Annotated in this window: 19 protein-coding genes and 1 pseudogene; 10 read left to right on the forward strand and 10 right to left on the reverse strand. The window is 73.1% G+C overall.

Translation table 11 applies throughout. The features are described 5' to 3' along the window. From ACZ4Z1_RS21930 to pssA, 3 genes are all read left to right on the forward strand, one after another. The gene (locus ACZ4Z1_RS21930; protein ID WP_468488276.1) at window positions 1–1209 is read left to right on the forward strand and encodes an acyl-CoA dehydrogenase family protein; all 1209 of its coding nucleotides are present in this window, start codon (window positions 1–3) and stop codon (window positions 1207–1209) included. A gap of 169 nt (window positions 1210–1378) precedes the next feature. After that, a complete protein-coding gene (locus tag ACZ4Z1_RS21935) occupies window positions 1379–2026 on the forward strand; it encodes a phosphatidylserine decarboxylase (RefSeq protein WP_468488277.1) in 648 nt (215 codons plus the stop codon). Beyond that, window positions 2013–2876, forward strand: coding sequence for a CDP-diacylglycerol--serine O-phosphatidyltransferase (pssA, locus tag ACZ4Z1_RS21940; protein WP_468488278.1), 864 nt, complete (start codon window positions 2013–2015; stop codon window positions 2874–2876). Before ACZ4Z1_RS21935 ends, pssA begins: the two co-directional genes overlap by 14 nt. Window positions 2877–3014: 138 nt before the next feature. Here pssA and ACZ4Z1_RS21945 read toward each other — a convergent pair whose 3' ends face one another. Further along, on the reverse strand, window positions 3015–4139 hold the full coding sequence (locus ACZ4Z1_RS21945) for a glycerate kinase (RefSeq protein WP_468488443.1): 1125 nt from the start codon (window positions 4137–4139) through the stop codon (window positions 3015–3017). A 188-nt stretch (window positions 4140–4327) separates the two neighbouring features. Here ACZ4Z1_RS21945 and ACZ4Z1_RS21950 point away from each other — a divergent pair, with 188 nt between their 5' ends. The 4 genes from ACZ4Z1_RS21950 to ACZ4Z1_RS21965 all read left to right on the forward strand — a co-directional run bounded on the left by ACZ4Z1_RS21950 (window position 4328) and on the right by ACZ4Z1_RS21965 (window position 9381). Then, on the forward strand, window positions 4328–6049 hold the full coding sequence (locus ACZ4Z1_RS21950) for a BCCT family transporter (protein WP_468488279.1): 1722 nt from the start codon (window positions 4328–4330) through the stop codon (window positions 6047–6049). Between the two features lie 146 nt (window positions 6050–6195). Next, window positions 6196–7470 (forward strand): tyrosinase family oxidase copper chaperone, encoded by a 1275-nt coding sequence (locus ACZ4Z1_RS21955; RefSeq protein ID WP_468488280.1) that lies wholly within the window; start codon window positions 6196–6198, stop codon window positions 7468–7470. 65 nt (window positions 7471–7535) lie between these two features. Continuing rightward, window positions 7536–8459, forward strand: a complete 924-nt coding sequence (locus ACZ4Z1_RS21960; protein WP_468488281.1) for an LLM class flavin-dependent oxidoreductase — start codon at window positions 7536–7538, stop codon at window positions 8457–8459. A gap of 55 nt (window positions 8460–8514) precedes the next feature. Further along, complete coding sequence (locus ACZ4Z1_RS21965) at window positions 8515–9381, forward strand: nucleotidyltransferase domain-containing protein (RefSeq protein WP_468488282.1); 867 nt, start codon at window positions 8515–8517, stop codon at window positions 9379–9381. Window positions 9382–9458: 77 nt separating this feature from the next. On the opposite strand, the gene ACZ4Z1_RS21970 is transcribed toward ACZ4Z1_RS21965, so the two are convergent. Both ACZ4Z1_RS21970 and ACZ4Z1_RS21975 read right to left on the reverse strand, forming a co-directional pair. After that, window positions 9459–10031 carry a methylated-DNA--[protein]-cysteine S-methyltransferase gene (locus tag ACZ4Z1_RS21970; RefSeq protein ID WP_468488283.1) on the reverse strand — a complete coding sequence of 191 codons (573 nt, stop codon included), beginning with the start codon at window positions 10029–10031 and terminating at the stop codon, window positions 9459–9461. A gap of 7 nt (window positions 10032–10038) precedes the next feature. Next, window positions 10039–11511, reverse strand: coding sequence for an AlkA N-terminal domain-containing protein (locus tag ACZ4Z1_RS21975; RefSeq protein ID WP_468488284.1), 1473 nt, complete (start codon window positions 11509–11511; stop codon window positions 10039–10041). Between the two features lie 358 nt (window positions 11512–11869). On the opposite strand from ACZ4Z1_RS21975, the gene ACZ4Z1_RS21980 reads away from it, so the two are divergent. After that, complete coding sequence (locus ACZ4Z1_RS21980) at window positions 11870–12631, forward strand: GNAT family N-acetyltransferase (RefSeq protein ID WP_468488285.1); 762 nt, start codon at window positions 11870–11872, stop codon at window positions 12629–12631. A 37-nt stretch (window positions 12632–12668) separates the two neighbouring features. Here the strand turns inward: ACZ4Z1_RS21980 and ACZ4Z1_RS21985 are convergent, their stop codons facing one another. From ACZ4Z1_RS21985 to ACZ4Z1_RS21995, 3 genes and pseudogenes are all read right to left on the reverse strand, one after another. Beyond that, complete coding sequence (locus ACZ4Z1_RS21985; RefSeq protein ID WP_468488444.1) at window positions 12669–13202, reverse strand: O-acetyl-ADP-ribose deacetylase; 534 nt, start codon at window positions 13200–13202, stop codon at window positions 12669–12671. A gap of 105 nt (window positions 13203–13307) precedes the next feature. Beyond that, window positions 13308–13736 (reverse strand): annotated as a pseudogene (locus ACZ4Z1_RS21990) (GNAT family N-acetyltransferase); the annotation flags it as partial. An 82-nt stretch (window positions 13737–13818) separates the two neighbouring features. Then, the gene (locus tag ACZ4Z1_RS21995; protein ID WP_468488286.1) at window positions 13819–14442 is read right to left on the reverse strand and encodes a TetR/AcrR family transcriptional regulator; all 624 of its coding nucleotides are present in this window, start codon (window positions 14440–14442) and stop codon (window positions 13819–13821) included. Between the two features lie 173 nt (window positions 14443–14615). Between ACZ4Z1_RS21995 and ACZ4Z1_RS22000 the strand changes: the two genes are divergently transcribed. Continuing rightward, window positions 14616–15245: an MSMEG_1061 family FMN-dependent PPOX-type flavoprotein gene (locus tag ACZ4Z1_RS22000; protein WP_468488287.1), complete on the forward strand. Its 630-nt coding sequence runs from the start codon at window positions 14616–14618 to the stop codon at window positions 15243–15245. A gap of 23 nt (window positions 15246–15268) precedes the next feature. Continuing rightward, complete coding sequence (locus ACZ4Z1_RS22005; protein ID WP_468488288.1) at window positions 15269–16177, forward strand: PDR/VanB family oxidoreductase; 909 nt, start codon at window positions 15269–15271, stop codon at window positions 16175–16177. Window positions 16178–16205: 28 nt separating this feature from the next. Here the strand turns inward: ACZ4Z1_RS22005 and ACZ4Z1_RS22010 are convergent, their stop codons facing one another. The 4 genes from ACZ4Z1_RS22010 to ACZ4Z1_RS22025 all read right to left on the reverse strand — a co-directional run bounded on the left by ACZ4Z1_RS22010 (window position 16206) and on the right by ACZ4Z1_RS22025 (window position 21467). After that, on the reverse strand, window positions 16206–16991 hold the full coding sequence (locus ACZ4Z1_RS22010; protein WP_468488445.1) for an ArsR/SmtB family transcription factor: 786 nt from the start codon (window positions 16989–16991) through the stop codon (window positions 16206–16208). 172 nt (window positions 16992–17163) lie between these two features. Continuing rightward, window positions 17164–18573 (reverse strand): phytoene desaturase family protein, encoded by a 1410-nt coding sequence (locus tag ACZ4Z1_RS22015; RefSeq protein WP_468488289.1) that lies wholly within the window; start codon window positions 18571–18573, stop codon window positions 17164–17166. Window positions 18574–18622: 49 nt separating this feature from the next. Then, the gene (locus ACZ4Z1_RS22020) at window positions 18623–19528 is read right to left on the reverse strand and encodes an inositol monophosphatase family protein (protein ID WP_468488290.1); all 906 of its coding nucleotides are present in this window, start codon (window positions 19526–19528) and stop codon (window positions 18623–18625) included. A gap of 88 nt (window positions 19529–19616) precedes the next feature. Next, window positions 19617–21467 carry a gamma-glutamyltransferase family protein gene (locus ACZ4Z1_RS22025; RefSeq protein WP_468488291.1) on the reverse strand — a complete coding sequence of 617 codons (1851 nt, stop codon included), beginning with the start codon at window positions 21465–21467 and terminating at the stop codon, window positions 19617–19619. Between the last annotated feature and the right edge of the window lies 1 nt (window position 21468).

Raw genomic sequence — 21468 nt, forward strand, 5'->3', positions numbered from 1 at the left:
ATGAGCGGACGCCTCGCGCAGACCGAGGGCCTGACGGACATCCAGCGGGAAATCCTCTCGACGGTCCGTGACTTCGTCGACAAAGAGATTCTGCCGGTCGCCACCGAGCTGGAGCACCGCGACGAGTACCCGACGCAGATAGTCGAAGGACTGAAGGAACTCGGCGTCTTCGGGCTGATGATTCCCGAGGAGTACGGCGGCCTCGGCGAGTCGCTGCTGACGTACGCGCTGACGGTGGAGGAGATCGCCCGCGGCTGGATGAGCGTTTCGGGCATCATCAACACGCACTTCATCGTGGCGTACATGCTCAAGCAGCACGGCACCCAGGAGCAGAAGGACTATTTCCTGCCGAGGATGGCGGCGGGTGAGATCCGCGGCGCCTTCTCGATGTCGGAGCCGGCGCTCGGCTCGGACGTCTCGGCCATCACGTCCAAGGGGGTGCGGGACGGGGCAGATTATGTACTGACCGGTCAGAAGATGTGGCTGACCAACGGCGGTTCGTCAACTCTGGTCGCCGTCCTGTGCCGTACGGACGAGGGCCATCCGGAGGGCACCGCGCCGCACAAGTCGATGACCACCTTCCTCGTCGAGAAGGAGGCCGGCTTCGGCGAGGTCCGGCCGGGGCTGACCATCCCCGGCAAGATCGACAAGATGGGTTACAAGGGTGTCGACACCACCGAGCTGATCATGGACGGGCTGCGCATCCCCGCCGACCGGGTCCTCGGCGGCGAGACCGGACGTGGCTTCTATCACATGATGGACGGCGTCGAGGTCGGCCGGGTGAACGTGGCGGCGCGGGGCTGCGGGGTGGCGCAGCGCGCCTTCGAGCTGGGCGTTTCGTACGCGCAGCAGCGGCACACCTTCGGCAAGCCGATCGCCCAGCACCAGGCAATCCAGTTCAAACTTGCCGAAATGGCAACAAAGGTGGAGGCGGCCCATGCGATGATGGTCAACGCCGCACGCAAAAAGGACTCCGGGCAGCGAAACGACCTTGAAGCGGGCATGGCCAAGTACCTGGCCTCCGAGTACTGCAAGGAGGTGGTGGAGGATGCGTTCCGCATCCACGGCGGCTACGGCTTCTCCAAGGAGTACGAGATCGAGCGCCTCTACCGGGAGGCGCCGATGCTCCTCATCGGCGAAGGTACCGCCGAGATCCAGAAAATGATCATCGGCCGACGGCTACTGGAGGAGTACCGAATCCAGGGGTGAACGCCCGATTTGGGGTGTTTTGTTCAGGACGAAGATCACACCCCGTCATCGCCCTTCGGCCACGGATTGGCTCTGGCTCTTGGCCAGTTGCCGCTCGCAACCGATACCATCCCGGGAAAGCCGCCGTCCCCCATTGCATATGCGGCATCCTCCGCTACGAAGGTCATCCATGCCCCACAGCCAATCCTCTGCACAACGCGGTCGTGTCCGCCTCGCGCGCGGAGCGTCGCCGTGGCTTCTGCCGACCGTCGCGACGGCAGCGGTCAGCCTGGCCCGGTCCCGTCGCTCGGGACGCTGGGCCGCCGTCGCCGTGCCCGCCACCGCCCTGGCGGCGGGCATGCTGTGGTTCTTCCGCGACCCTGAGCGGGAGATCGCTCAGGGCCGGGTCATCTCCCCGGCCGACGGCGTGGTGCAGAGCATCATGCCGTGGAAGGACGGGCGCACCCGCGTCGCGATCTTCATGAGCCCGCTGAACGTCCACGTCAACCGCGCGCCGCTGGCCGGCACGGTGACGTCCGTGGAGCACATCCCCGGCGGGTACGTCCCGGCGTTCAACAAGGAGAGCGAGCACAACGAGCGGGTGGTCTGGCACTTCGACACCGAGCTCGGCGACATCGAGATGGTGCAGATCGCCGGTGCCGTGGCCCGCCGGATCGTCCCCTACGTGCCCCAGGGCTCGAAGGTGGAGCAGGGCGAGCGCATCGGCCTGATCCGCTTCGGGTCGCGCGTCGACGTCTACCTCCCGGCGGGTGTCGAGGCCGCGGTCGAGGTCGGCCAGGCCACCACCGCGGGGGTGACACGCCTTGACCGTGATTGATCCCGACACACAGCCCGGCTGGGTCGCGGACGTCGACGAGGAGGACGTCGCCGACGACATGCCGCTGTCGACGCGGCTGTCGATAGCGGACACGCTCACCCTCGGCAACGCGATCTGCGGCTTCATGGCCGTGTACTTCACCACCACCGGCGTCCTGATCCCGCACCTGACGGGCAACGACGACGGCGGGATGGCGCGGCACAGCGCCGCCATGGCGGTGATCCTGATGCTGCTGGCCTCCATCTTCGACCTGTTCGACGGGCTCGTCGCGCGCAAGCTGCGCGCCTCGGCGATGGGGGCCGAGCTCGACAACCTCTCCGACCTGATCAGCTTCGGGCTGGCGCCGGCGTACTTCGTCGTCACCTGGGGGATGGTCGCGCCGGACTCGCACCAGCGGGTGTCGGTGGTCGCGGCGGTGGTGGTGCTGCTGGCGGTGATCCTGCGCCTGGCCCGGTTCTCCTGTGTGACGCTGCGGGACGGCATCTTCCAGGGCATGCCGAGCCCGTTCGGCGCGCTGACCGTCGTCGCGATCGTGCTGCTGGAGCTGCCGTTCGTACCGACGCTGCTGGCGATCATCGGGGTGGCCTGGCTGATGGTGAGCCGGGTGGAGTACCCGAAGCCGCGGGGACGGCTGGCGGTGGCGATGCTCAGCTGGATCGTGCTGAGCATGGGGATGCTGGCGGCCTGGGCGCTGGACGCCCCCGGCGGCCAGACGCTCCTGCAGACCGGCTGCTCCCTGCAGATCGTGCTGGGCGCGATGATCCCGGTCTTTGCGACGGCCCGCCGGGTCAACGCCTTCCGCGACAACCGCCGCGAGGCGCGCAGCGCGCAGGTACAGCAGATTCCGTAGCGGTTTGCGGTCCACGGACCATGAAGGCCCCCGCCGGGCGCATGAGCGCGGCGGGGGCCTTCTGTCGTATCCGGAAGCACCGAGGCGCAGGGAGCGCGCCGGGTGCGCCCCTGCGCTCCCGGGTTCAGCGCCGCACCGTCACAGCAGGAAGTCCCGCCCCAGGGCTTCCGCGGCCCGCTCCAGGAGCGGGCCCGCCTCGGCCATGCAGCGGGCCGGGTCCGGCTCCAGGTCGGTCAGCGGGTAGGCGCGGCGGATGCCGGCCCGGCCCAGGGCCTCCGGCGGGAGGGCCAGCCGGCCGCAGACCGCCGCCACCTCCAGGCCCGCGGCGCGGGCCGCGGCCGCGACGCCGGCCGGGGCCTTGCCGTGCAGGGTCTGCTCGTCCAGCGAGCCCTCGCCGGTGACGACGAAGGTGGCGCGGGCCAGCGCCGGGCCGAAGCCCAGCACCTCCAGCATGACGTCGATGCCCGGCCGGAAGGCGGCGCCCAGGCCGACGAGGGCGCCGTAGCCGATGCCGCCCGCCGCACCCGCGCCGGGCGCGCTGGCGTACTCGGCGGCGCGCGGCCCCACCGCGGTCTCCAGGACCTTGGCGTAGTGGGCCAGGGCCGCGTCCAGCGCTTCGACGTCCTGCGCGCTCGCGCCCTTCTGCGGCCCGTACACGGCGGGTGCGCCCTTGGGGCCGGTCAGCGGGTTGTCCACGTCGCTGGCGAGGACCACCTCCGTACGGGCCAGACGCGGGTCCAGGCCCGAGAGGTCGGCGGTGGCCAGGTCGCGCAGCGGCCCGCCGCCCGGTGCGAGCGGCGTGCCCGCGGCGTCCAGGAAGCGGGCGCCGAGGGCGGCGAGCATGCCCGCGCCGCCGTCGGTCGTGGCGCTGCCGCCGACGCCGAAAACGATGGTGGCGGCGCCTGCGTCAAGCGCCGCGCGCAGCAGCTCGCCGGTGCCGTACGTGGTGGCCGTGAGCGGTGCGAAGACGCCCTTCGGCAGGTGCTGGAGCCCGGACGCCTCCGCCATCTCCACCACGGCCGTGCCGTCCGCGTGGAGCGCGAAGGTGGCCGTGACCGGGTCGCCGACCGGGCCGGTGACCCGGACCTCGTGCCGGGCGAAGCCCGCCGCCAGGGCGGCCGCGACCGTGCCGTCGCCGCCGTCCGCGACCGGGACGGACTCCACCGCCAGGCCGGGGACGGCCCGGCGCAGCCCGGCCGAGACGTGCCGGGCGACCTCGGTGGCCGTGAGGGAGCCCTTGAATTTGTCCGCGGCGACCAGCACCCGCGGTGTCCGGTCCTGGTCTGCCGCCGGTGTCCTTGCTGCGTCCGCCACTGTTTCCCCTTGCTTTCGAACTGGCAGTCGCGCCGCTGCGACCTTATCCGGCGCGGGCTCCGGCGAACAGGGAGCAGCCGTGCCGGACGGCGCGCCAACCCGGCGAAGCATTGCTTTTCCGGCCATAGTGGGACGCCATGAGCGTGCAGCCGTCCGAGGAACCGACGCCGAATTCCGTGCCGCCGCGTGCGGAGCACGATTCGCCGCCCGATCTGACCCTGGTCGGGCTCGGTGTGGCCGCGGTGCTCGCGGTGGTGGCCTGGGCGGCGCTGGGAAAAAAGAATTTCGAATCGGTCACCGACACCGCGCTGAATTGGGTGCTGGGGAATTTCGGCTGGCTGTTCGTGGTGGCCGCCGATGTCTTTCTCGTCCTGTGCGTCCTCATCGCTTTCAGCCGTTTCGGCCGCATCCGGCTCGGCAAGGACGACGCGGAGCCGGAATTCGGCAATCTGGCGTGGATCGCGATGATGTTCAGCGCCGGCATGGGAATCGGCCTGATGTTCTACGGCGTGGGGGAACCGCTCCAGCACTACGTCTCCCCGCCGCCCTCCAGCGGCGTCACCCCGCACAGCGGCGCCGCGGCACGTACCGCCCTGGAGTACTCGTTCTTCCACTGGACCCTGACCCCCTGGGCCATCTACGGCATCGTCGGCCTGGCCCTGGCGTACGCGGGCTTCCGCAAGGGCCGCAGCAACCGGCTCAGCTCCGCCTTCGTCCCGCTGGTCGGCGAGCGGCGGGCCGGCGGGCGGCTGGGGCACCTGATCGACCTGCTGGCCGTCTTCGCGACCGTCTTCGGCACGGCCACCAGCCTGGGCCTCGGCGCCCTCCAGGTCAGCAAGGGCCTCAATCTCACCACCGGCACGGCGGACAGCACGGCCGTGCAGCTGGTCATCATCGCCGCGCTGTCCGCCGCCTTCGTGGCGTCGGCCTTCTCCGGCCTGCACAAGGGCGTCAAGTGGCTGTCCACCCTGAACATCGTGCTGGCCGCGCTGCTGATGCTGTTCGTCTTCGTGCTCGGCCCGACGGTGTACGTCCTGGACAGCATCCCGGCGAGCGTGGGCGGCTACCTCGACGATCTGCTGCCGATGGCCTCACGGACCGGCGCGTTCACCGACGCGGGCTGGCTCGGCGTCTGGACGATCTTCTACTGGGCGTGGTGGCTGTCCTGGGCCCCGTTCGTCGGCACGTTCATCGCCCGCATCTCGCACGGACGCACCGTCCGGGAGTTCCTGATCGGCGTCCTGCTGGTGCCCAGCGGCGCGACGATGATCTGGTTCTGCGTGATGGGCGGCAGCGCGATCCGGCTGGACGCCAGCGGCCTGGCCGACCTCGCGCGAAACGCGAAGGACGCGGAGACGTCGCTGTTCGGGATGCTGGCCGCGCTGCCGGCCGGAACCGTCACCTCCTGGGTGGCGATGATCCTGGTGATGACGTACTTCATCACCAGCGCCGACTCCGCGTCCCTGGTCATGGGCTCGCTGACCAGCCGGGGCGCGCTGCACCCGCGGACGTGGCTGGTGGTCACCTGGGGCATCCTGATGGCCGCGGTCGCCGCGGTGCTGCTGGTGGCCGGCGGGCTCGGCGCGCTCCAGACGGCGACGATCCTGGTCGCGCTGCCGTTCGTGTTCGTGATGCTGGCGCTGTGCTGGGCGCTGCTGAAGGAGCTGCGCGAGGACCCGGGCGCCGGGCCGGCGCGGCACCACGCGATGCACGGGCTGCGCAGCGCGGTCCGCGCCATCGTCGGCGAGACGATCACCGAACAGGGGCCGACCCGGCATCCGCGGCTGCGGCGGGCGGCGGACGCCAAGCGGGTGGGGGACGACCCGGGACCGTCCGGGCAGGGGCCGACGGGGACGTAGGAACGGCGCAGGAACGAGCGCGGTGACGGGCGCAGGGACGAGCGGGGGCTCACCCGTTCGAGTGCATTCGGCCGGGGAAGGCGTCCGGAGCCCCGGCCGGGGTGATGCTCCGGACAAGGGTGAGGCGGGCCGGGTGAGGGGGTCTGGTGCGACGGCGCGATGTGTTCATGGCCGCGACGGCAGCCGGTGCGGTGGCGCTGCTGCCGGTGGCGGCCGACTCGCGCGGCCCGCGACCGTACACCGAGCGGTACCACGGCCGGACGATCCGGATCGACGCACCACAGGGCCGCGCCCGGGTGACGATCGACGGCCGTGAGCTGCAACTGATACGGATGGGCGAGGAAGCCTACCTGTCCCCGCTGTGCCATTACGGGTTCGACCGGACCCCGCTGGCGGCCGCGCGCCGCGCCGTACGGCGGCTGCGCGGCGCCCGGTTGCTGCCGGCCCCGCCGCCGCGGTCGTGGCCGGATCCCGTCGTGCCGTCCGGTCCCGTCGCCCCGGGCCGCCCGCACGTCCGCCAGAACCATCTGGCCCTGACCACGCAGGAGAGGCGCCGCTTCGTGCGGGCCGTCCTGGAGGCCAAGCGCAGCGGCGTGTACGACACGCTGGTCGCCGTCCACGTCCGGGCGAACTCCCACGACTACATCCACCGGGACCACGGGTACCGCACCGCGCACCTGACCCCTTCGCTGCTCCCCTGGCACCGGCAGTTCCTGCTGTACTTCGAACAGGCGCTGCGCGCCATCGACCCCGCCATCACCCTGCCGTACTGGGACTGGACGAGCGACCGCGGCCGGGACTCGCCGCTGTGGGCCGACGACTTCATGGGCGGTAACGGGCGACCCGGCGACCGGCAGGTGACCTCGGGCCCCTTCGCCCGGCGCAACGGCTGGCGGCTGCGGGTCAACGTCCGGCCCACCGGCAACGACGTGAAGTGGGCCAACGGCTACTACACCCAGGACGACCGGGACTTCCTCACCCGCGCGCTGCGCCCGCCCGGCACCCTCTCCACAGCCCGTCAGCTGGCGGCCGCCCTCGCGCTGCCCGTCTACGACTGCCCTCCGTGGAACCACCTGAGTGGCGAGGATCCGCCGTACCCCAGCTTCCGCAACCACCTGGAGGGCTACGCGAAGTTCCCGTGGGAGCGGGCCTGGGGCAAGCTGCACGGCTCCGCCCATGTCTTCGTCGGCGGCCACATGGACTTCCTCGCCTCGCCCAACGATCCGGTGTTCTTCCTCCACCACTGCTTCATCGACAAGATCTGGGCCGACTGGCAGCGCCGCCATCCCGGCGTACCGCACTACCTCCCGCTGGAGCCCGCCCAGGGCGTACCCGGCCTGCACACCCCGCTGTCCCCCTGGCACACGATGACACCCGCCGACCTTCTCGACCACACCCCGTTCTACCGCTACGACGTCTGAGGCAGCGAGGGGACGCGCTCGCCGCCCCTTGACCTCAAGTCCCCTTGAAGTTGCATCGTCACCGTATGACGTTTCCCCCGGATTCCGCGGTCCGGCCCGGCCGCCTGGCCGTGGGCGCGGTACTGCCGCCGCCCGCCGTGCGGCGGGAGCAGAAGCTTCCGCTCACCGAGGCGGCCCGGCACGCGGAACTGGCGGGGCTGGACCTCGTCGCGTACGGGGACCGGCCCGCGGCCGGCGCACCGGCCCTGGACACCGCGGTGGTCCTGGCGGCGGTGGCCGCGGCGACCGAGCGGATCACCGTCGTCGGCGCGGTGTACACGCCGGGGCTCCGGCCGCCGGCCCAGGCCGCCGAACAGATAGCCGGCCTCCAGCACGTCGCGGCCGGGCGGCTGGTGCTGGGGGTGGGGACGGGCGGCGGCCGGGAGCGGTGGACGGCCGCGGGCGTTCCGTACGAGGAGCGGGAGCGCCGGACCGACGCGGTACTGCGGCTGCTGCCCCGCCTGCTCGCGGGCGAGCGGGTGCCGCTGCCGTACGGGCCCGGACACCCGGTGGTGGAGCCGGAGTCCGCCGTGCCGATGCCACCGGTCTGGATCGCCGGCACCTCGCGCACCGCGGTGCGACGGGCCGCGCTCCTGGGTGACGGCTGGTTCCCTTCCTTGGCGCCGCCCGTCCAGGTGGCCGAAGGCGCCGTGCACCTCGCCGAACTCTCCGCCGCGCTCGGCCGCCCGGCTCCGGCCGTCATCGTCGGCACCACCGGCGTACTCGGTACGGAACCCGGCCTGCCCACCGGCGCGGACCTCGCCACCGCCCACCGCGCCCCGCCCGGACGCTTCGCGGGCGCCCCCGTGACGGGCGGCCCCCGGGAGGCGGCGGAGCGCCTGCACCGGTACTGCGGCGCGGGAGTCACCCGCGTCCTGATGGACATCGCGGGCGGCGACTGGCGCCATCAGGTGGAACTGCTGGCAGACGTACGGGACTTGCTGCGCTGACGGGCCCGGCCGCCCCCTGTCGTAGGCGGGCAGCGGGCACTCTAGGCTTTCCCGTATGGAGAAGACAGCGACCACAGGGGCGGACGGGGCTCACGAGGACTACTGGGCGGAGAGTGGCGCGGCCGCTCTGGCCGAGGTGCCCGGCGTGGTCGGCGTGACGCTCGGCGGCAGCCGGGCCCGGGGTACGCACCGGCCGGACTCCGACTGGGACTTGGGGGTCTACTACCGCGGCGAGGTCGGCCTCGCGGGCCTGGCGGACCTGGCCGCCGAGATCACCGGGGCGCCGGTGGAGATCCACCCGCCGGGCGCGTGGGGTGCGTGGGTCAACGGCGGGGCGTGGCTGGTGATGCCGGACGGTACCCCCGTGGACTGGCTCCTGCGGGATGCCGACCGGGTGGAACGGGTGTGGCGGGAGTGCCGGGCGGGCCGGTTCGAGATCGGTGCCCAGGTGGGGCACCCGCTGGGCTTCTGGTCCCCCGCGTACGCCGGGGAACTGGCCCTGTCGCGGGTACTGGCCGACCCCACCGGCGAGCTGGGCCGCCTCAAGGAGGAGATGCGGGAGTACCCGGAACCGCTGCGCGCCGCGCTGACCGGAACGGCGGTCTGGGACGCCGGATTCTCCGTGACCGTCGCGGGCAAGTCCCAGGCGTCCGCGGACACGCTGTACGTGGCCCTCTGCCTGGCCCGGGCGGTGGGCGACCTGACCCAGGCGCTGCACGCCCACCACCGGACCTGGTGCATCAACGAGAAGGGCGCGCTCGCCGCCGCGGCGGGGATGCCCGGAACGCCGCCCGGGTTCGCGGAGCGGGCGAGTGCCCTGCTGGGTGAACTCGGCCGTACCGAAGCGGAGTTGGCGCGGTCACTGAAGGCTGCGGAGCTGCTGGTCGCGGATGTGCGTGCGGTGGTGGAGGGCGATGCCTGAACGCCTCGGCGCTTCAGCAACGCCGCAACGCCGGGCCGAGCGGCGCCCCCTCACTTCAGGCGAAGGCTTCAACGGCTTCACCCGAAGAGAGCCTGCTGCCCGCCCGGGTCCGCGGCCACCCGCCCCTGCCCGGCGCCGCCCCGTTCGAAGTCCAGCAGGCGGCGCTTGCGGTCGAGGCCACCGCCGTAACCCGTGAGGCTGCCGCTCGCCCCGATGACACGGTGGCAGGGGATGATGATGCCGATCGGGTTCTTGCCGTTGGCGAGGCCCACGGCCCGGGCGGCGGAGGGCCGGCCGAGGCGGTCGGCGAGCTGCCCGTACGAGAGGGTGCCGCCGTACGGGATCTCGCACAGGGCGGCCCAGACGCGGCGCTGGAAGGGCGTTCCCCGGGGCGCCAGGGGCAGGTCGAAGGCGGTGAGGGTGCCATCGAAGTAGGCGCGCAGCTGCCGTACGGCCGCCGCGAACGGCGGGGCCGCCAGGTCCTCCGGCGGGCCGAAGGACTCCTGGGGCGGGCGGTGCCGCTGGCCGGTCATGTACAGGCCGGCGAGGGCGTCGCCCTCGGCCACCAGGGTCAGCGGGCCGTACGGGGTGTCGGTCAGGACGGCGTGGCAGCGCTCGCCACCGGTACGGGTGGGCAGGGGATCGGACATGGTCGCCTCAGTCGGTGGGGAGGTGGTTGATGGGGTGATCGTCGGTGGCCCACAAGTACTGGACGGCGTACGCGCGCCACGGGCGCCAGCGCGCCGAGTGCCGTACGAGCGCCGCCGGGGTGGCCGGCAGGCCGAGGTGGGCGGCGGCGCGGCGCAGGCCCAGGTCGGTGGGGGTGAAGGCGTCGGGGTCGCCGAGGGCGCGCATGGCGATGCACTCGACGGTCCAGGGGCCCACGCCGGGCAGCTCCGCGAGCTGGGCGCGGGCCCGCTCGCGGTCGCTGCCGACGCCGAGCTGTACGGCACCGCCGGCGAGAGCCGTGATCATTCCGGTGAGGGTGGCGCGCCGGGTGCGGGGCATGGCGAGCGTCTCGGGGTCCAGCCCGGCCAGTTCGGCGGCGCTCGGGAAGAGGCGGGTCAGGCCGCCCGCCGGGTCGTCGATCTTCCGGCCGTGCGCGGTGACCAGCCGGCCCGCGTGCGTACGGGCCGCGGCGGTGGACACCTGCTGGCCCAGTACGGCCCGTACCGCGAACTCGTCCGCGTCCGCGGTGCGCGGCACCCGCCGTCCCGGCGCCTTGCGGACGAGCGGGGCGAGTACGGGATCTTCGGCCAGCAGGCCGTCGACCGCCTCGGGGTCGGCGTCCAGGTCGAGCATCCGGCGGCAGCGGGCGATGGCCCCGGCGAGATCGCGCAGGTCGGTGAGGGACAGCCGGCAGTCGATGTGGTCGGGGCGCGGGGACAGGGCGACGATGCCGTGGCCGTACGGGAGCGCGAGCGTGCGCCGGTACGCTCCGTCCCGCCACTCCTCGACGCCCGGTACGGCGGTCGCGGCCAGGTGGCCGAAGAGGTTGTCCGGGCACAGCGGCTGCCGGAAGGGGAGCCGCAGGGCGAGTGCGCCGGGCAGGGCAGCGGCGGCACCCGGCCGGGCGCGCCGCCGCAGCTCGGTGGGCGCGAGCGCGAACACCTCCCGTACCGTGTCGTTGAAGGTCCGGATGCTGGCGAACCCGGCGGCGAACGCCACGTCGGCCATGGGCAGTTCGGTGGTCTCGATGAGCAGCCGCGCGGTCTGGGCGCGCTGCGCGCGGGCCAGGGCGAGCGGCCCGGCACCCAGTTCGGCCAGCAGCTGCCGTTCGACCTGTCGGGTGCTGTAGCCGAGCCGGGCGGCCAGGCCCGGTACGCCTTCGCGGTCGATGACGCCGTCGGCGATCAGCCGCATGGCGCGCGCCACGAGGTCGGCGCGCTCGTCCCACTGCGGTGAGCCGGGGCTGGCGTCCGGGCGGCAGCGTTTGCAGGCGCGGTAGCCGGCCTGCTGTGCGGCGGCGGCGCTCGGGTAGAAGGTCATGTTCTCCGGCTTGGGCGGCACCACCGGGCAGCTGGGACGACAGTAGATACGCGTGGTGCGCACCGCTGTGTAGAACCAGCCGTCGAACCTGGCGTCCTTGGACTGTACGGCGCGCAGACAGCGCTCGAAGTCGGTGTGCATGACTCCAGGATCCGGCAGCCAGGAGGACGGAGCTGGCGGTTTTCCGACATCAGCGTCCAGTGACCAGGGGCGGCCCGACAGCCGACCGCGCGACGGTCGCGTGCCGTATCCGTACCGCGCCGAGTGCACGGTCCCGTACCGCGCCGGGTGCCGGATCCGTACCGCGCGGCGTGGCATACGGCACCCGCCGAGGATTTGCGCCGGGCCGGGGGCGGTGTGCGAGAGTTGACCACCCGGTCGGCCGGGCGCGCACGGGTGCGCAGCCGCTGCCGGGACCCCCTACTTCAGACGAACGGTTCCGGCCGCGCCTCCGGCGTGCCCGGAGTCGTTCCCGTCCCTACGTCCTTTTCAGAGAGTGATGCAGGCAACGACTCTTCTCCCCCGGACCGAGGACCTGTTCACCCAGGGCCTGGAGCTCCAGGAGGGCGCCGCCCTCCTGCGTTTCGGCGCCGCGCGGCAGCGGCCCGCCGACCGGAGCAGTTGGTGCAACACCGGTGCTGTCGCCTGGCTCGACGCCGCCCGCGGACACGTGTGGAGCGTCGGCGAGGCGGATGCCGCCGCCGGTCTCGTGCTGCGTGCCGCGCAGGGCTTCCCCGACCGGGTACGGGAGTTCACCGGGCCGCGTGGCACCGAGACGCTGGTCGGCCGGCACCTGGCGGTGTCCGACGTCGTCGAGTGGGTCTTCCGCTGGACGCTGGAGGAACCGCCCGTCCACCCGGCGGAGGACCGGGTGGTGGCACTCGACGAGCGCCACCACGGGGAGCTGCTCGCCTTCCTCAACGAGCACAGTCCGGCCCACTCGACCGGTCCCGGCTCCGCGGACGTCAGCCTCTGGGCAGGTATCCGCGGCGCGGACGGGCGGCTGGTGGCGTGCGGCGCGATGAGCAGCCTGCGGGACAGCGGCGCGCCGCTGATGGCGTCCGTCGCCACCGACGTCGCGCAGCGCGGCCAGGGCCTCGGCGCCGCGCTGACCTCGTGGCTGACCCGGCACACCGTACGGCGGCACGGGTTCTGCACGCTGTGGCAGCTGGCCGAGAACGCGCCCGCCGAACGGCTCTACACCCGGCTCGGGTACCGCAACGAGGACCCGTGCGTCTCGGCACGGTTCGCCTGGCACTGAGCTGCGCCGGGCGGCTCCCGTACCGCCGTACGGCCGTTCAGCGCACCCGCGCGGCGAACGCCTCGTAGGCCCGCTCGTCGAACAGCACGAAGCGCACCTCCTCCACCGCCGTCTTCGCGGCCCGTACCGTCTCGACGGCGATACGGGCCGCGTCGTCGAGCGGCCAGCGGTAGATCCCGGCGGAGACCGCCGGGAAGGCGACGGTGCGGGCGCCCAGCTCGTCGGCGACCCGCAGCGACTCGCGGTAGCAGGAGGCGAGCAGGTCCGATCGGTCCTCGGACTCCGACCAGACGGGGCCGACGGTGTGGATCACCCAGCGGGCCGGCAGCCGGCCCGCCGTGGTCGCCACGGCCTGCCCGGTGGCCAGGCCCTTGCCGTAGTGCGAGGCGCGCAGCGCGCGGCACTCGGCCAGGATCTCCGGGCCGCCGCGCCGGTGGATCGCGCCGTCCACTCCCCCGCCGCCCAGCAGCGAGGAGTTGGCGGCGTTCACGACGGCGTCGGCCGTCTGCTCGGTGATGTCGCCCGCGACGAGCGTGAGGGCGGGCGGTCGGGCGGGCGGTTGCGCGGTCATACGGCCATCATGGCCCGCGCGGCCGGTGCCCGCCGCTTCCGGGGCGGGCCACCTGATCTCGAAGTACTTCACCCGCTCGTCCTCGCCCACCAGCCGCATCCCGGCGGCGGCCATGACGTGCTGGGACGCGGTGTTGCCGTGGTCGGCGTCGCCTTTGACGCAGGTGATGCCGCGTTGCGCGGCGAGGCGCAGCAGCCCGCGCAGGGCCTCGGCCGCGTAGCCGTGGCCGCGTGCCCCGGGGACCAGGCCGTAGCCGATCGTCACGGTGCCCGCCGCGTCGGGCGGCCGGTTGAAGCCGAGGCTGCCGATGACCAGCCCGTCCTCCCGGCGGCGTATCTCGTAGTCGCCGAACGGCCGCGGGTCGCCGGTGGCCGCGCAGTGCCCGAGGAAGTCGGTCGCGGACTCCACGTCGCCGTCCGTCGGGTATCCGGGCGCCCACCGGTCCCCGTCCGCCGGGGTACGCGCCACCAGCCGCTCGGCCTCGGCGGGGCTCAGGGGGTGGAGCACCAGCCGCGCTGTCTGAAGATCGCTCATGGCAGGGGAAGTACCACGCGCGGTGCGCGGGCCGCACGGGAGTTTCCGGCCGCGGCCCCGGCGCCGCGAGCACCCGTACGGGTCAGCGGGACGTCGTGAGGTAGCCGGTGAGCATGGCGACGAGCTCGTTCTCGAACCGGGTGATGTCTATGGGGTCCGGTGCGGCGATGAGCTGGTGGACGACGAGTTCGGTCGTGGCCACGACGAGCCGGGCGGCGGTGTGCGTGTCCGCCACCCGGACCTGCGGATGGCGCTCGAACAGCTCTTGGACGAAGGCGACCCGCGCCCGGTGTTCCCGGGAGATCCGGTCGATCAGTTCGGGGGTCCGGGGGCCCTGTTCGGCCATGACGCGGAGCAGTTGCGGGTCGTCCAGGTGGTTGTCGATCGAGGCGCGCACGAAGAGCCGGACGGTCTCTTCGATGGATTCCGGCAGCCGCCCGCCCAGCCGGTCGCGGACGGCGGCGGCCCCGGCGTCGAGGTGCCGGATCAGCAGCTCCACCAGGATGGCGTCCTTGTTCGGGTAGTACTGGTACAGCGAGCCGATGGACACCCGCGCCCGTTCGGCGATGCGGTTCGTGGTCCCCGCGGCATAGCCGTACTCGGCGAAAACGTGAGCAGCGGCGGCCAGGATGCGCTGCCGGGTGGCTTCGGCACGGGCCTGGCGTGGCTGTTTACGTGGCTGAAGTCCGCGGCGGTCCGCTGTCATGACGCCTCCTGGACGCCCCCTCGAAAGCGAGTGGCGTAGACCTGAGTAATTACTCACAATGATGGCATGAGCTGCGGCGGAGCGGTTCTTGCCGCTGCCGTGAGTGCTGCGGTGAGGGGCCGGTGACGCCGCCCTCGCCCGTCCGCCGTGCCGCCCTCCCGTAAGGAGCCTTCATGACGCACACCCTGGCCCGCCCCCGGCGGCTGTCCCCGGACGAGGTCCGTGCCCGGCTCGGCGAACCCGAAGCCATGCTGGAGAACAAGAAGATCGGCCACATCGACGAGTACGCCCGCCGCTTCATCGCGCACTCGCCCTTCCTGTCGCTGGCCACGGCGGACGCGGCCGGACGTGCCGACTGCTCGCCGCGCGGCGACTACCCGGGATTCGTGAAGGTTCTCGACGAGCACACGCTCGCGATACCCGACCGGCCGGGCAACAGGATCGCCGACTCCTTCCGCAACATCGCGGAGAACGACGGGGTCGGACTGCTCTTCCTGGTCCCCGGCGTGCGGGAGACGCTGCGGGTCAACGGCTGCGCCTACCCCACCGACGAGCCCGACGTGCTCGCCCGGATGCGCACCGAGGCCAAGGAGCCGGTGCTGGCCATCATCGTCGAGGTGACCGAGGCGTACTTCCACTGCGGCCGTGCGCTGCTGCGGTCGCGGCTGTGGGATCCGGCGAGCCAGGCCCTCGCCGAGGAGATCCCCTCGGCCGGCGAGATCGCCGCCGCGCAGTTCGGGTCCGACTTCGCGCCGGAGCAGTTCGACGCGGTCCTCGAAGAGGCCTACCGGAAGCTCTACTGACCGCTCAGGAAAGGGACATACCGATGCAGCGGACCCTTCTCGACCGCATCGAACCGGTCGCCGACGACGTCGTCTCCCTCGTCCTGCGCGGCGCCGACGGCCCCCTGGCGCCCTGGGAGCCGGGCGCCCATGTCGACGTGGCCCTGCCGAACTGGCTGACCCGGCAGTACTCCCTGTGCGGCGACCCCGCGGACCGCGAGACGTACCGCGTCGCCGTACGGCACGACCGGCTCAGCCGGGGCGGCTCCGAGTACATCCACCGTTTCCTGCGTCCGGGCCGCACGCTCGACGTGTCGCTGCCGCGCAACCACTTCCCCCTGCTGCCCGCACCGCGCTATCTCTTCCTCGCCGGCGGGATCGGCATCACTCCCGTCCTGCCGATGCTGCGCGCGGCGACCGCCGCGGGGGTGCCGGCCTCACTCGTGTACGCGGGTCCGTCGGCCGCCGCCATGCCGTTCGCCGGTGAACTGCGCGCCGCCTACGGGAACGCCGTACGCATCGTCACCACCCGGGAGCACGGCAGGCCGGACTTCGGCGCGCTGGCGGCGGAGATGGAACCCGGCACCCTGGTCTACTGCTGCGGCCCGGCCTCCATGCTCGCGGCGGCGGAGGCCGCCTTCCCGGCCGGGCAGCTGCGCTCGGAGCGGTTCCGGCCGGAGCCCAAGGTGTTCGCTCCGGACACGGCGTTCGAGGCCGCGTGCGCCCGGTCGGGGCGTACGGTCCGGGTGGACGCCGACGAGTCGCTGCTGGACGCCCTGAACCACGCCGGACACGCCCTTCCCTCCGGTTGCCGCGAAGGCGTCTGCGGCAGTTGCGAGATCACCGTCCTCGACGGGGAGATCGAGCACCGGGACGGCATCGGCGCTCCCGAGGGCCGGATGTACGCGTGTGTGTCCCGGGCGCTGGGGCCGCGGCTGGTGCTGGATCTCTGAGGACTCCGCGTCTGCGCCGAGCGGCGGGTCAGGCCTTTTCGAGGATCGTCTTGAGCTCCGACAGCATCATGGTCCAGCCGCCGCTGACACCCTCCAGCATCTTGGAGTCGGCCGAGGTGAAGCCGTCGTGGGTGATGGTCAGTTTCACGCCCCGCTCCGGCTCCTCGGCCGGCTCGATGTCGAAGGAGACCTTCGAGCGTTCCTTCGCCGCCTCGGCGAATTCCGCGTCGCTCATGCCGAACATCTCCTGATGCATCGGCTGCAGTGTGTGCCAGGTGTAGGCGAGCCGCTTGCCGGGCTCCGACTCGGTGACGACCTGGCCGAGGTCCTGCGGCTCGCCGCCGTCCTCGACCGGCCACAGCACCTTCGAGCCGACCTTCCAGTCGGAGGAGGGCGCCCAGCCGCCGTGGTACTGCTTCAGGAACTCCGGGCTGGTCAGCCCCTCCCAGAGCTTCTCGGGCGTGGTGTGGATGTAGATCGTGTAGACGTACTCGGGCTTGCTCATCGCCGTTCCCTCCAGGGCATGCTTCAGGTTGCCGAGCGCGGCCATCCGGCTCCGCTCGTACTGGCCGATCCACCGGTCGGCGAGATCGTGGATGGGCACAGGGTTGAGGTAGTGCAGCCTCTCCCGGCCGTGCCGGACCGTCGTGACCAGGCCCGCGCCCTCCAGCACCGCCAGGTGCTTGGACACCGCCTGTCTGGTCATCTCCAGCCCGGCGCACAGCTCGCGCAGGCTCTGCCCGGCCCGCTCGTTCAGCCGGTCCAGCAGTCGCCTGCGGCTCGCGTCCGCGAGCGCCTTGAACACCTCATCCATGGCGTCCACCCCCTCTCCACCAGATTGGCAACCGTTTGGTTGCGCGTCAACCCGGCAGGCGGCCCCGAGCGGACATCAGGCGTGTGAGCCCGTCGCGGTCAGCCCCGGACCGTACGGCCACGAGGTCTCCGCGTCCGGACGCGAGCCCCGGCGCGAACGGCCCGCGCCCCGGTCAGCGGGTGGGCCGGAGCCGGGACCAGACCGCCCGGGCGGCGTGGTGGCCGGACATGCCGTGCACACCGGGTCCGGGCGGGGTGGACTGGGAGCACAGGAAAACCGCCGGATGGGCGGTGGTGTACGGGACGCGGGCCAGTTTCGGGCGGATGACCAGGCCGAGACCCGCCGCCGACCCCGTGCCGATGTCCCCGCCCACATAATTGGCGTTGCGGGCGGCCAGTTGGGGCGGCCCGGCGACGGCGCGGGCCAGGACCAGGTCGCGGAACCCGGGCGCGAAGCGCTCCAGTTGCCGTTCGACCGCCTCCGTGGCGTCGCCCTCCCAGCCGTGCGGGACGTGCCCGTACACCCAGAAGGTGTGCCGGCCCTCGGGGGCGCGGGTGGGGTCGATCAGACTCGGCTGCGAGGTGATCAGGAACGGTACGGAAGGGGCGCGGCCGTCGACGGCGGCACGCAGCGCGGTGCCGATCTCGCCGCTGGTGGGGCCGAGATGCACGGTGCCCGCCCGGCGGGCCGCGGCCGAGGTCCACGGCACCGGTCCGGAGAGCGCATAGTCGATCTTGAAGACGCCGGGTCCGTACCGCACGCCGCGGTAGGCGTTGCCGAGCCCCGCGATCCGGGCGAGGGCGGTCGGCGAGGTGTCGAAGACGTACGCCCGGGCCGGGGGCAGGTCGTCCAGCCGCTTGACCTCGTACCCCGTGTGCACCGCACCGCCGTGCCGGCGCAGCAGCGCGGCCAGCGCGTCGGGGATGGCCTGGGAGCCGCCGCGCGGGATCGGCCAGCCGTTCGCGTGCGCGGCGAGGGCGAACATCAGGGCCGCGCCGCCGGTCCCGGGGCTGCTGAGCGGGGCGATGACGTGCGCGGCGAGACCGGCGAACAGGCCGCGCGCCTTCTGGTCCCGAAAGCGCCGGTTGAGCAGGGCGGCCGGCTGGGCCGCGGCCAGGCCGAACCGGGCGTACGTCACCGGGTCGCGCGGCAGACCGAGCCACTGGGTGCGCAGGAAGTCCGCGGCGAGGGTGTCCCACTTGCCGTGGAAGGGCGCGAGCAGGCGGCGGTACGTGCCGGCGTCGTGCACGCCGAGGGACATCGCCGTCTCACCGACGGAGCGGGAGAGCACCGCGGCCGTACCGTCGGGAAAGGGATGGGCCAACGGCAGGTCCGGATGCAGCCAGCTCAGGCCGTACCGCTCCAGGTCCATGGCGCTGAAAGCGGGCGAGCCCGCGGCGAGCGGGTGCACCGCCGAGCAGGGGTCGTGCCGGAAGCCGGGGAGGGTCAGCTCCTCCGTACGGGCGCCGCCGCCGATGGTGGCACGGGCCTCGAAGACCTCGACGGACATGCCGCGGCGGGCCAGTTCGACGGCCGCGGTCAGCCCGTTGGGGCCCGCTCCGATCACCACGGCATCGAGCATCGTCGGCACCTGCGCCACTCCCCTCGTCTGCGACCCTCGCCGTTGAGGATCAGTTGGCGGCCGCCAGCAGTCCGAGGATACGCCGGGCGGTCTGCTCGTCCCGAGCCGCGGTGAAGGGCAGCGCGTTGCCGCCGGCGATACGGAACGGCTCGCCGGCGACCGTACCGCTCGCCCCTCCCGTCTCGTGGACCAAAAGCAGTCCCGCCGCGTGGTCCCAGGCGTTCTCCCAGCTGAAGGCCACCGCGTCGAGCCGGCCACGGGCGATGTGGAGGTATTCCAGACCCGCCGAGCCGCAGGGGCGCGGGGCGACGCCGTCGGTCTCCAGGGCCGCCAGCACCCGCTTCTGCTCGTCGGTGGTGAAGTCGTAGTGCGATATCGCCACGTCCAGCACCGCGCCGGGCGCCGGGGGCGCCGGGCGCAGCGGCTCCCCGTTCAGCTCGGCGCCGGCGCCGCGGCGGGCGGTGGCCATCAGGTCCAGGGCGGGCGCGTACGTCCAGGAGGCTAGCGGCTCGCCGCGCAGCGCCAGGGTGACGAGCGTGGCGAAGCCCGGGTCGCCGTGCACGAACTGGCGGGTGCCGTCGACCGGGTCGACGATCCACACCGGCGCGTCGCCGTGCAGCGCGTCGAGCACGGCCGGATCGGCGTGCACCGCCTCCTCGCCGACCACCAGCGAGCCGGGCAGCAGGCTCGTCAGGGCGGCGGTCAGCTGCTCCTCGGCCAGCCGGTCGGCGACCGTGACGAGGTCGTGCGGGCCGTTCTTCTCCAGCACCTCGTGGGCGGCGAGCTGCCGGAACCGCGGCATGATCTCGGCCGCCGCGGCCTTGCGGACGGCTTCCTCGACCGCCGCCGTGCCGACCGCCCGCAGCACCTGATCCGCCGTGTGCGCCGAGGCACCGGTGGCCGCGCCCGTCTCTTCCGTCGTGTCTCCCGTATCCGTACGAATCGCTTCGATCATGACTCCATCGAACCACGCCCCACTGACACGGGGCCTGGACAGGAGGTGAACTCCGAATGCCGGGGCCGGGCCCGGGCAGAGCCGTCTCCTACCGCCCGACCGCGTACCCCTGCATCCCCCGGGGGTTCGCCGCGGCCGACAGCACGCCCGTCTCCGGGTCCCGCGCCACCGCCGACAGCCGCCCCTCCGACCAGGCGTCGCCGACCGTCACCGCGTGCCCGCGCCGCCGCAGCTCTCCGATCACGTCCGCACCGGTCCGGGACTCGACGGTGACGCCGCCCGGCCGCATGGCACGTGGGAAGAACGAGCCCGGGAAGGAGTCGTTGTGCCAGTTCGGCGCGTCGATGGCGCCCTGGAGGTCGAGGCCGCCGCGCACCGGTGCGCGCAGGGCCGCCGCGAGGAGAAAGTGCAACTGCCACTGGTCCTGCTGGTCGCCGCCGGGGGTGCCGAAGGCCATCACCGGCACGCCGTCGCGCAGCGCCAGGGAGGGCGTGAGGGTGGTGCGCGGCCGGCGCCCCGGCGTGAGGGTGTTGGGCAGCCCTTCCTCCAGCCAGGCCATCTGCAGGCGCGTACCGAGCGGGAAGCCGAGCGCGGGGACCACCGGGTTCGACTGGAGCCAGCCGCCGGAGGGCGTCGCGGAGACCATGTTGCCCCAGCGGTCCACGATGTCGATGTGGCAGGTGTCGCCCCGTGTGGCGCCGCTCCGGTCGACCTCGGGCGCGATGACGGGAGCCGCGCCGGGGGTCGCGGGCGTGGCCACGGTGGGCTCCCCCGCGCCCCGGCCCACGGCCCCCGGCACGTCGGCCGCCGCCTCCCCCGCCGCGACGGCCAGCGCGTGCTTGCTCAGCCGGGGCGTACGGCCGTCCGGGCTGCCGGGCCGCAGCTCGTACGAGGCGTGCTCCCCGATCAGCGCCCGCCGCGCCGCGTTGTAGTCCTCGCTCAGCAGCGTCCCGACCGGCACCTCGGCCGCGTCGCCGTACCAGGCCTCGCGGTCGGCCATGGCCAGCTTGCAGCCCTCGATCAGCAGGTGGACGTACTCGGCGCTCCCGTACGCGGGCAGCTCCGGCGGCAGCAGGGCCAGCTGCTGGAGCAGCACCGGCCCCTGCGACCAGCCGCCCGCCTTCGCCACGGTCCAGCCGTTCCAGTCGTACGTGACCGGGTCCTCGTACGTCGCGGAGAAGGCCGCCAGATCGTCGCCCGTGAGCGTGCCGGCGTGCCGTTCGCCGGAGGTGTCCATGGCGGGACGGGCCGCGAAGGCGGCCAGCGCCTCCCCGATGAAGCCCTCGCGCCAGATCCGCCGGGCCGCGTCGATCTGCGCCTCCCGGTCCGCCGACGCGGCCTCGGACTCACTGATCAGACGGCGCCAGGTGGCCGCCAGCGGCCGGTTCCGCAGCAGCCCGCCGGGCGCGACCGGCCGTCCCTCCGGCAGGTAGATCTCGGCGGACGATATCCACTCCGTCTCGAACAGCTCCCGGACCGTCGCGACCGTCTCCCCCACTCTCTCCACGGCCGGGTGCCCGTACTCCGCGTACCCGACGGCGTACTTCAGCACCTCCTCCAGGGACTTGGTGCCGTAATCCCGGAGCAGCAGCATCCAGGCGTCGAAAGCACCGGGCACGGCGGCGGCGAGCGGGCCGGTACCGGGCACCAGGCCCAGCCCGAGCGAGGTGTAGTGCGCCACGCTCGCCCCGGCAGGCGCGGGGCCCTGGCCGCACAGCACCCGCACCGGCCCCTCGGCGGGCGCCACGATGACCGGCACCTCACCCGCCGGCCCGTTCAGATGCGGCTCGACGACGTGCAGCACGAACCCGGCGGCCACCGCCGCGTCGAAGGCGTTCCCCCCGTCCTCCAGTACGGCCATCGCCGACTGGGAAGCCAGCCAGTGCGTGGTCGCGGCCATACCGAAGGTTCCCTGGAGGGTCGGACGGGTGGTGAACACG

This window comes from Streptomyces sp. NPDC030165 (assembly GCF_055573595.1).

Bases quoted from the DNA above. Each gene is read 5' to 3' on its own strand.
- ACZ4Z1_RS21930 (WP_468488276.1), top strand. From the start codon at position 1: ATGAGCGGACGCCTCGCGCAGACCGAGGGCCTGACGGACATCCAGCGG.
- ACZ4Z1_RS21935 (WP_468488277.1), top strand. From the start codon at position 1,379: ATGCCCCACAGCCAATCCTCTGCACAACGCGGTCGTGTCCGCCTCGCG.
- ACZ4Z1_RS21950 (WP_468488279.1), top strand. From the start codon at position 4,328: ATGAGCGTGCAGCCGTCCGAGGAACCGACGCCGAATTCCGTGCCGCCG.
- ACZ4Z1_RS21960 (WP_468488281.1), top strand. From the start codon at position 7,536: ATGACGTTTCCCCCGGATTCCGCGGTCCGGCCCGGCCGCCTGGCCGTG.
- ACZ4Z1_RS21965 (WP_468488282.1), top strand. From the start codon at position 8,515: ATGGAGAAGACAGCGACCACAGGGGCGGACGGGGCTCACGAGGACTAC.
- ACZ4Z1_RS21970 (WP_468488283.1), bottom strand. From the start codon at position 10,031: ATGTCCGATCCCCTGCCCACCCGTACCGGTGGCGAGCGCTGCCACGCC.
- ACZ4Z1_RS21975 (WP_468488284.1), bottom strand. From the start codon at position 11,511: ATGCACACCGACTTCGAGCGCTGTCTGCGCGCCGTACAGTCCAAGGAC.
- ACZ4Z1_RS21980 (WP_468488285.1), top strand. From the start codon at position 11,870: ATGCAGGCAACGACTCTTCTCCCCCGGACCGAGGACCTGTTCACCCAG.
- ACZ4Z1_RS21985 (WP_468488444.1), bottom strand. From the start codon at position 13,202: ATGACCGCGCAACCGCCCGCCCGACCGCCCGCCCTCACGCTCGTCGCG.
- ACZ4Z1_RS21995 (WP_468488286.1), bottom strand. From the start codon at position 14,442: ATGACAGCGGACCGCCGCGGACTTCAGCCACGTAAACAGCCACGCCAG.
- ACZ4Z1_RS22000 (WP_468488287.1), top strand. From the start codon at position 14,616: ATGACGCACACCCTGGCCCGCCCCCGGCGGCTGTCCCCGGACGAGGTC.
- ACZ4Z1_RS22005 (WP_468488288.1), top strand. From the start codon at position 15,269: ATGCAGCGGACCCTTCTCGACCGCATCGAACCGGTCGCCGACGACGTC.
- ACZ4Z1_RS22010 (WP_468488445.1), bottom strand. From the start codon at position 16,991: ATGGATGAGGTGTTCAAGGCGCTCGCGGACGCGAGCCGCAGGCGACTG.
- ACZ4Z1_RS22015 (WP_468488289.1), bottom strand. From the start codon at position 18,573: ATGCTCGATGCCGTGGTGATCGGAGCGGGCCCCAACGGGCTGACCGCG.
- ACZ4Z1_RS22020 (WP_468488290.1), bottom strand. From the start codon at position 19,528: ATGATCGAAGCGATTCGTACGGATACGGGAGACACGACGGAAGAGACG.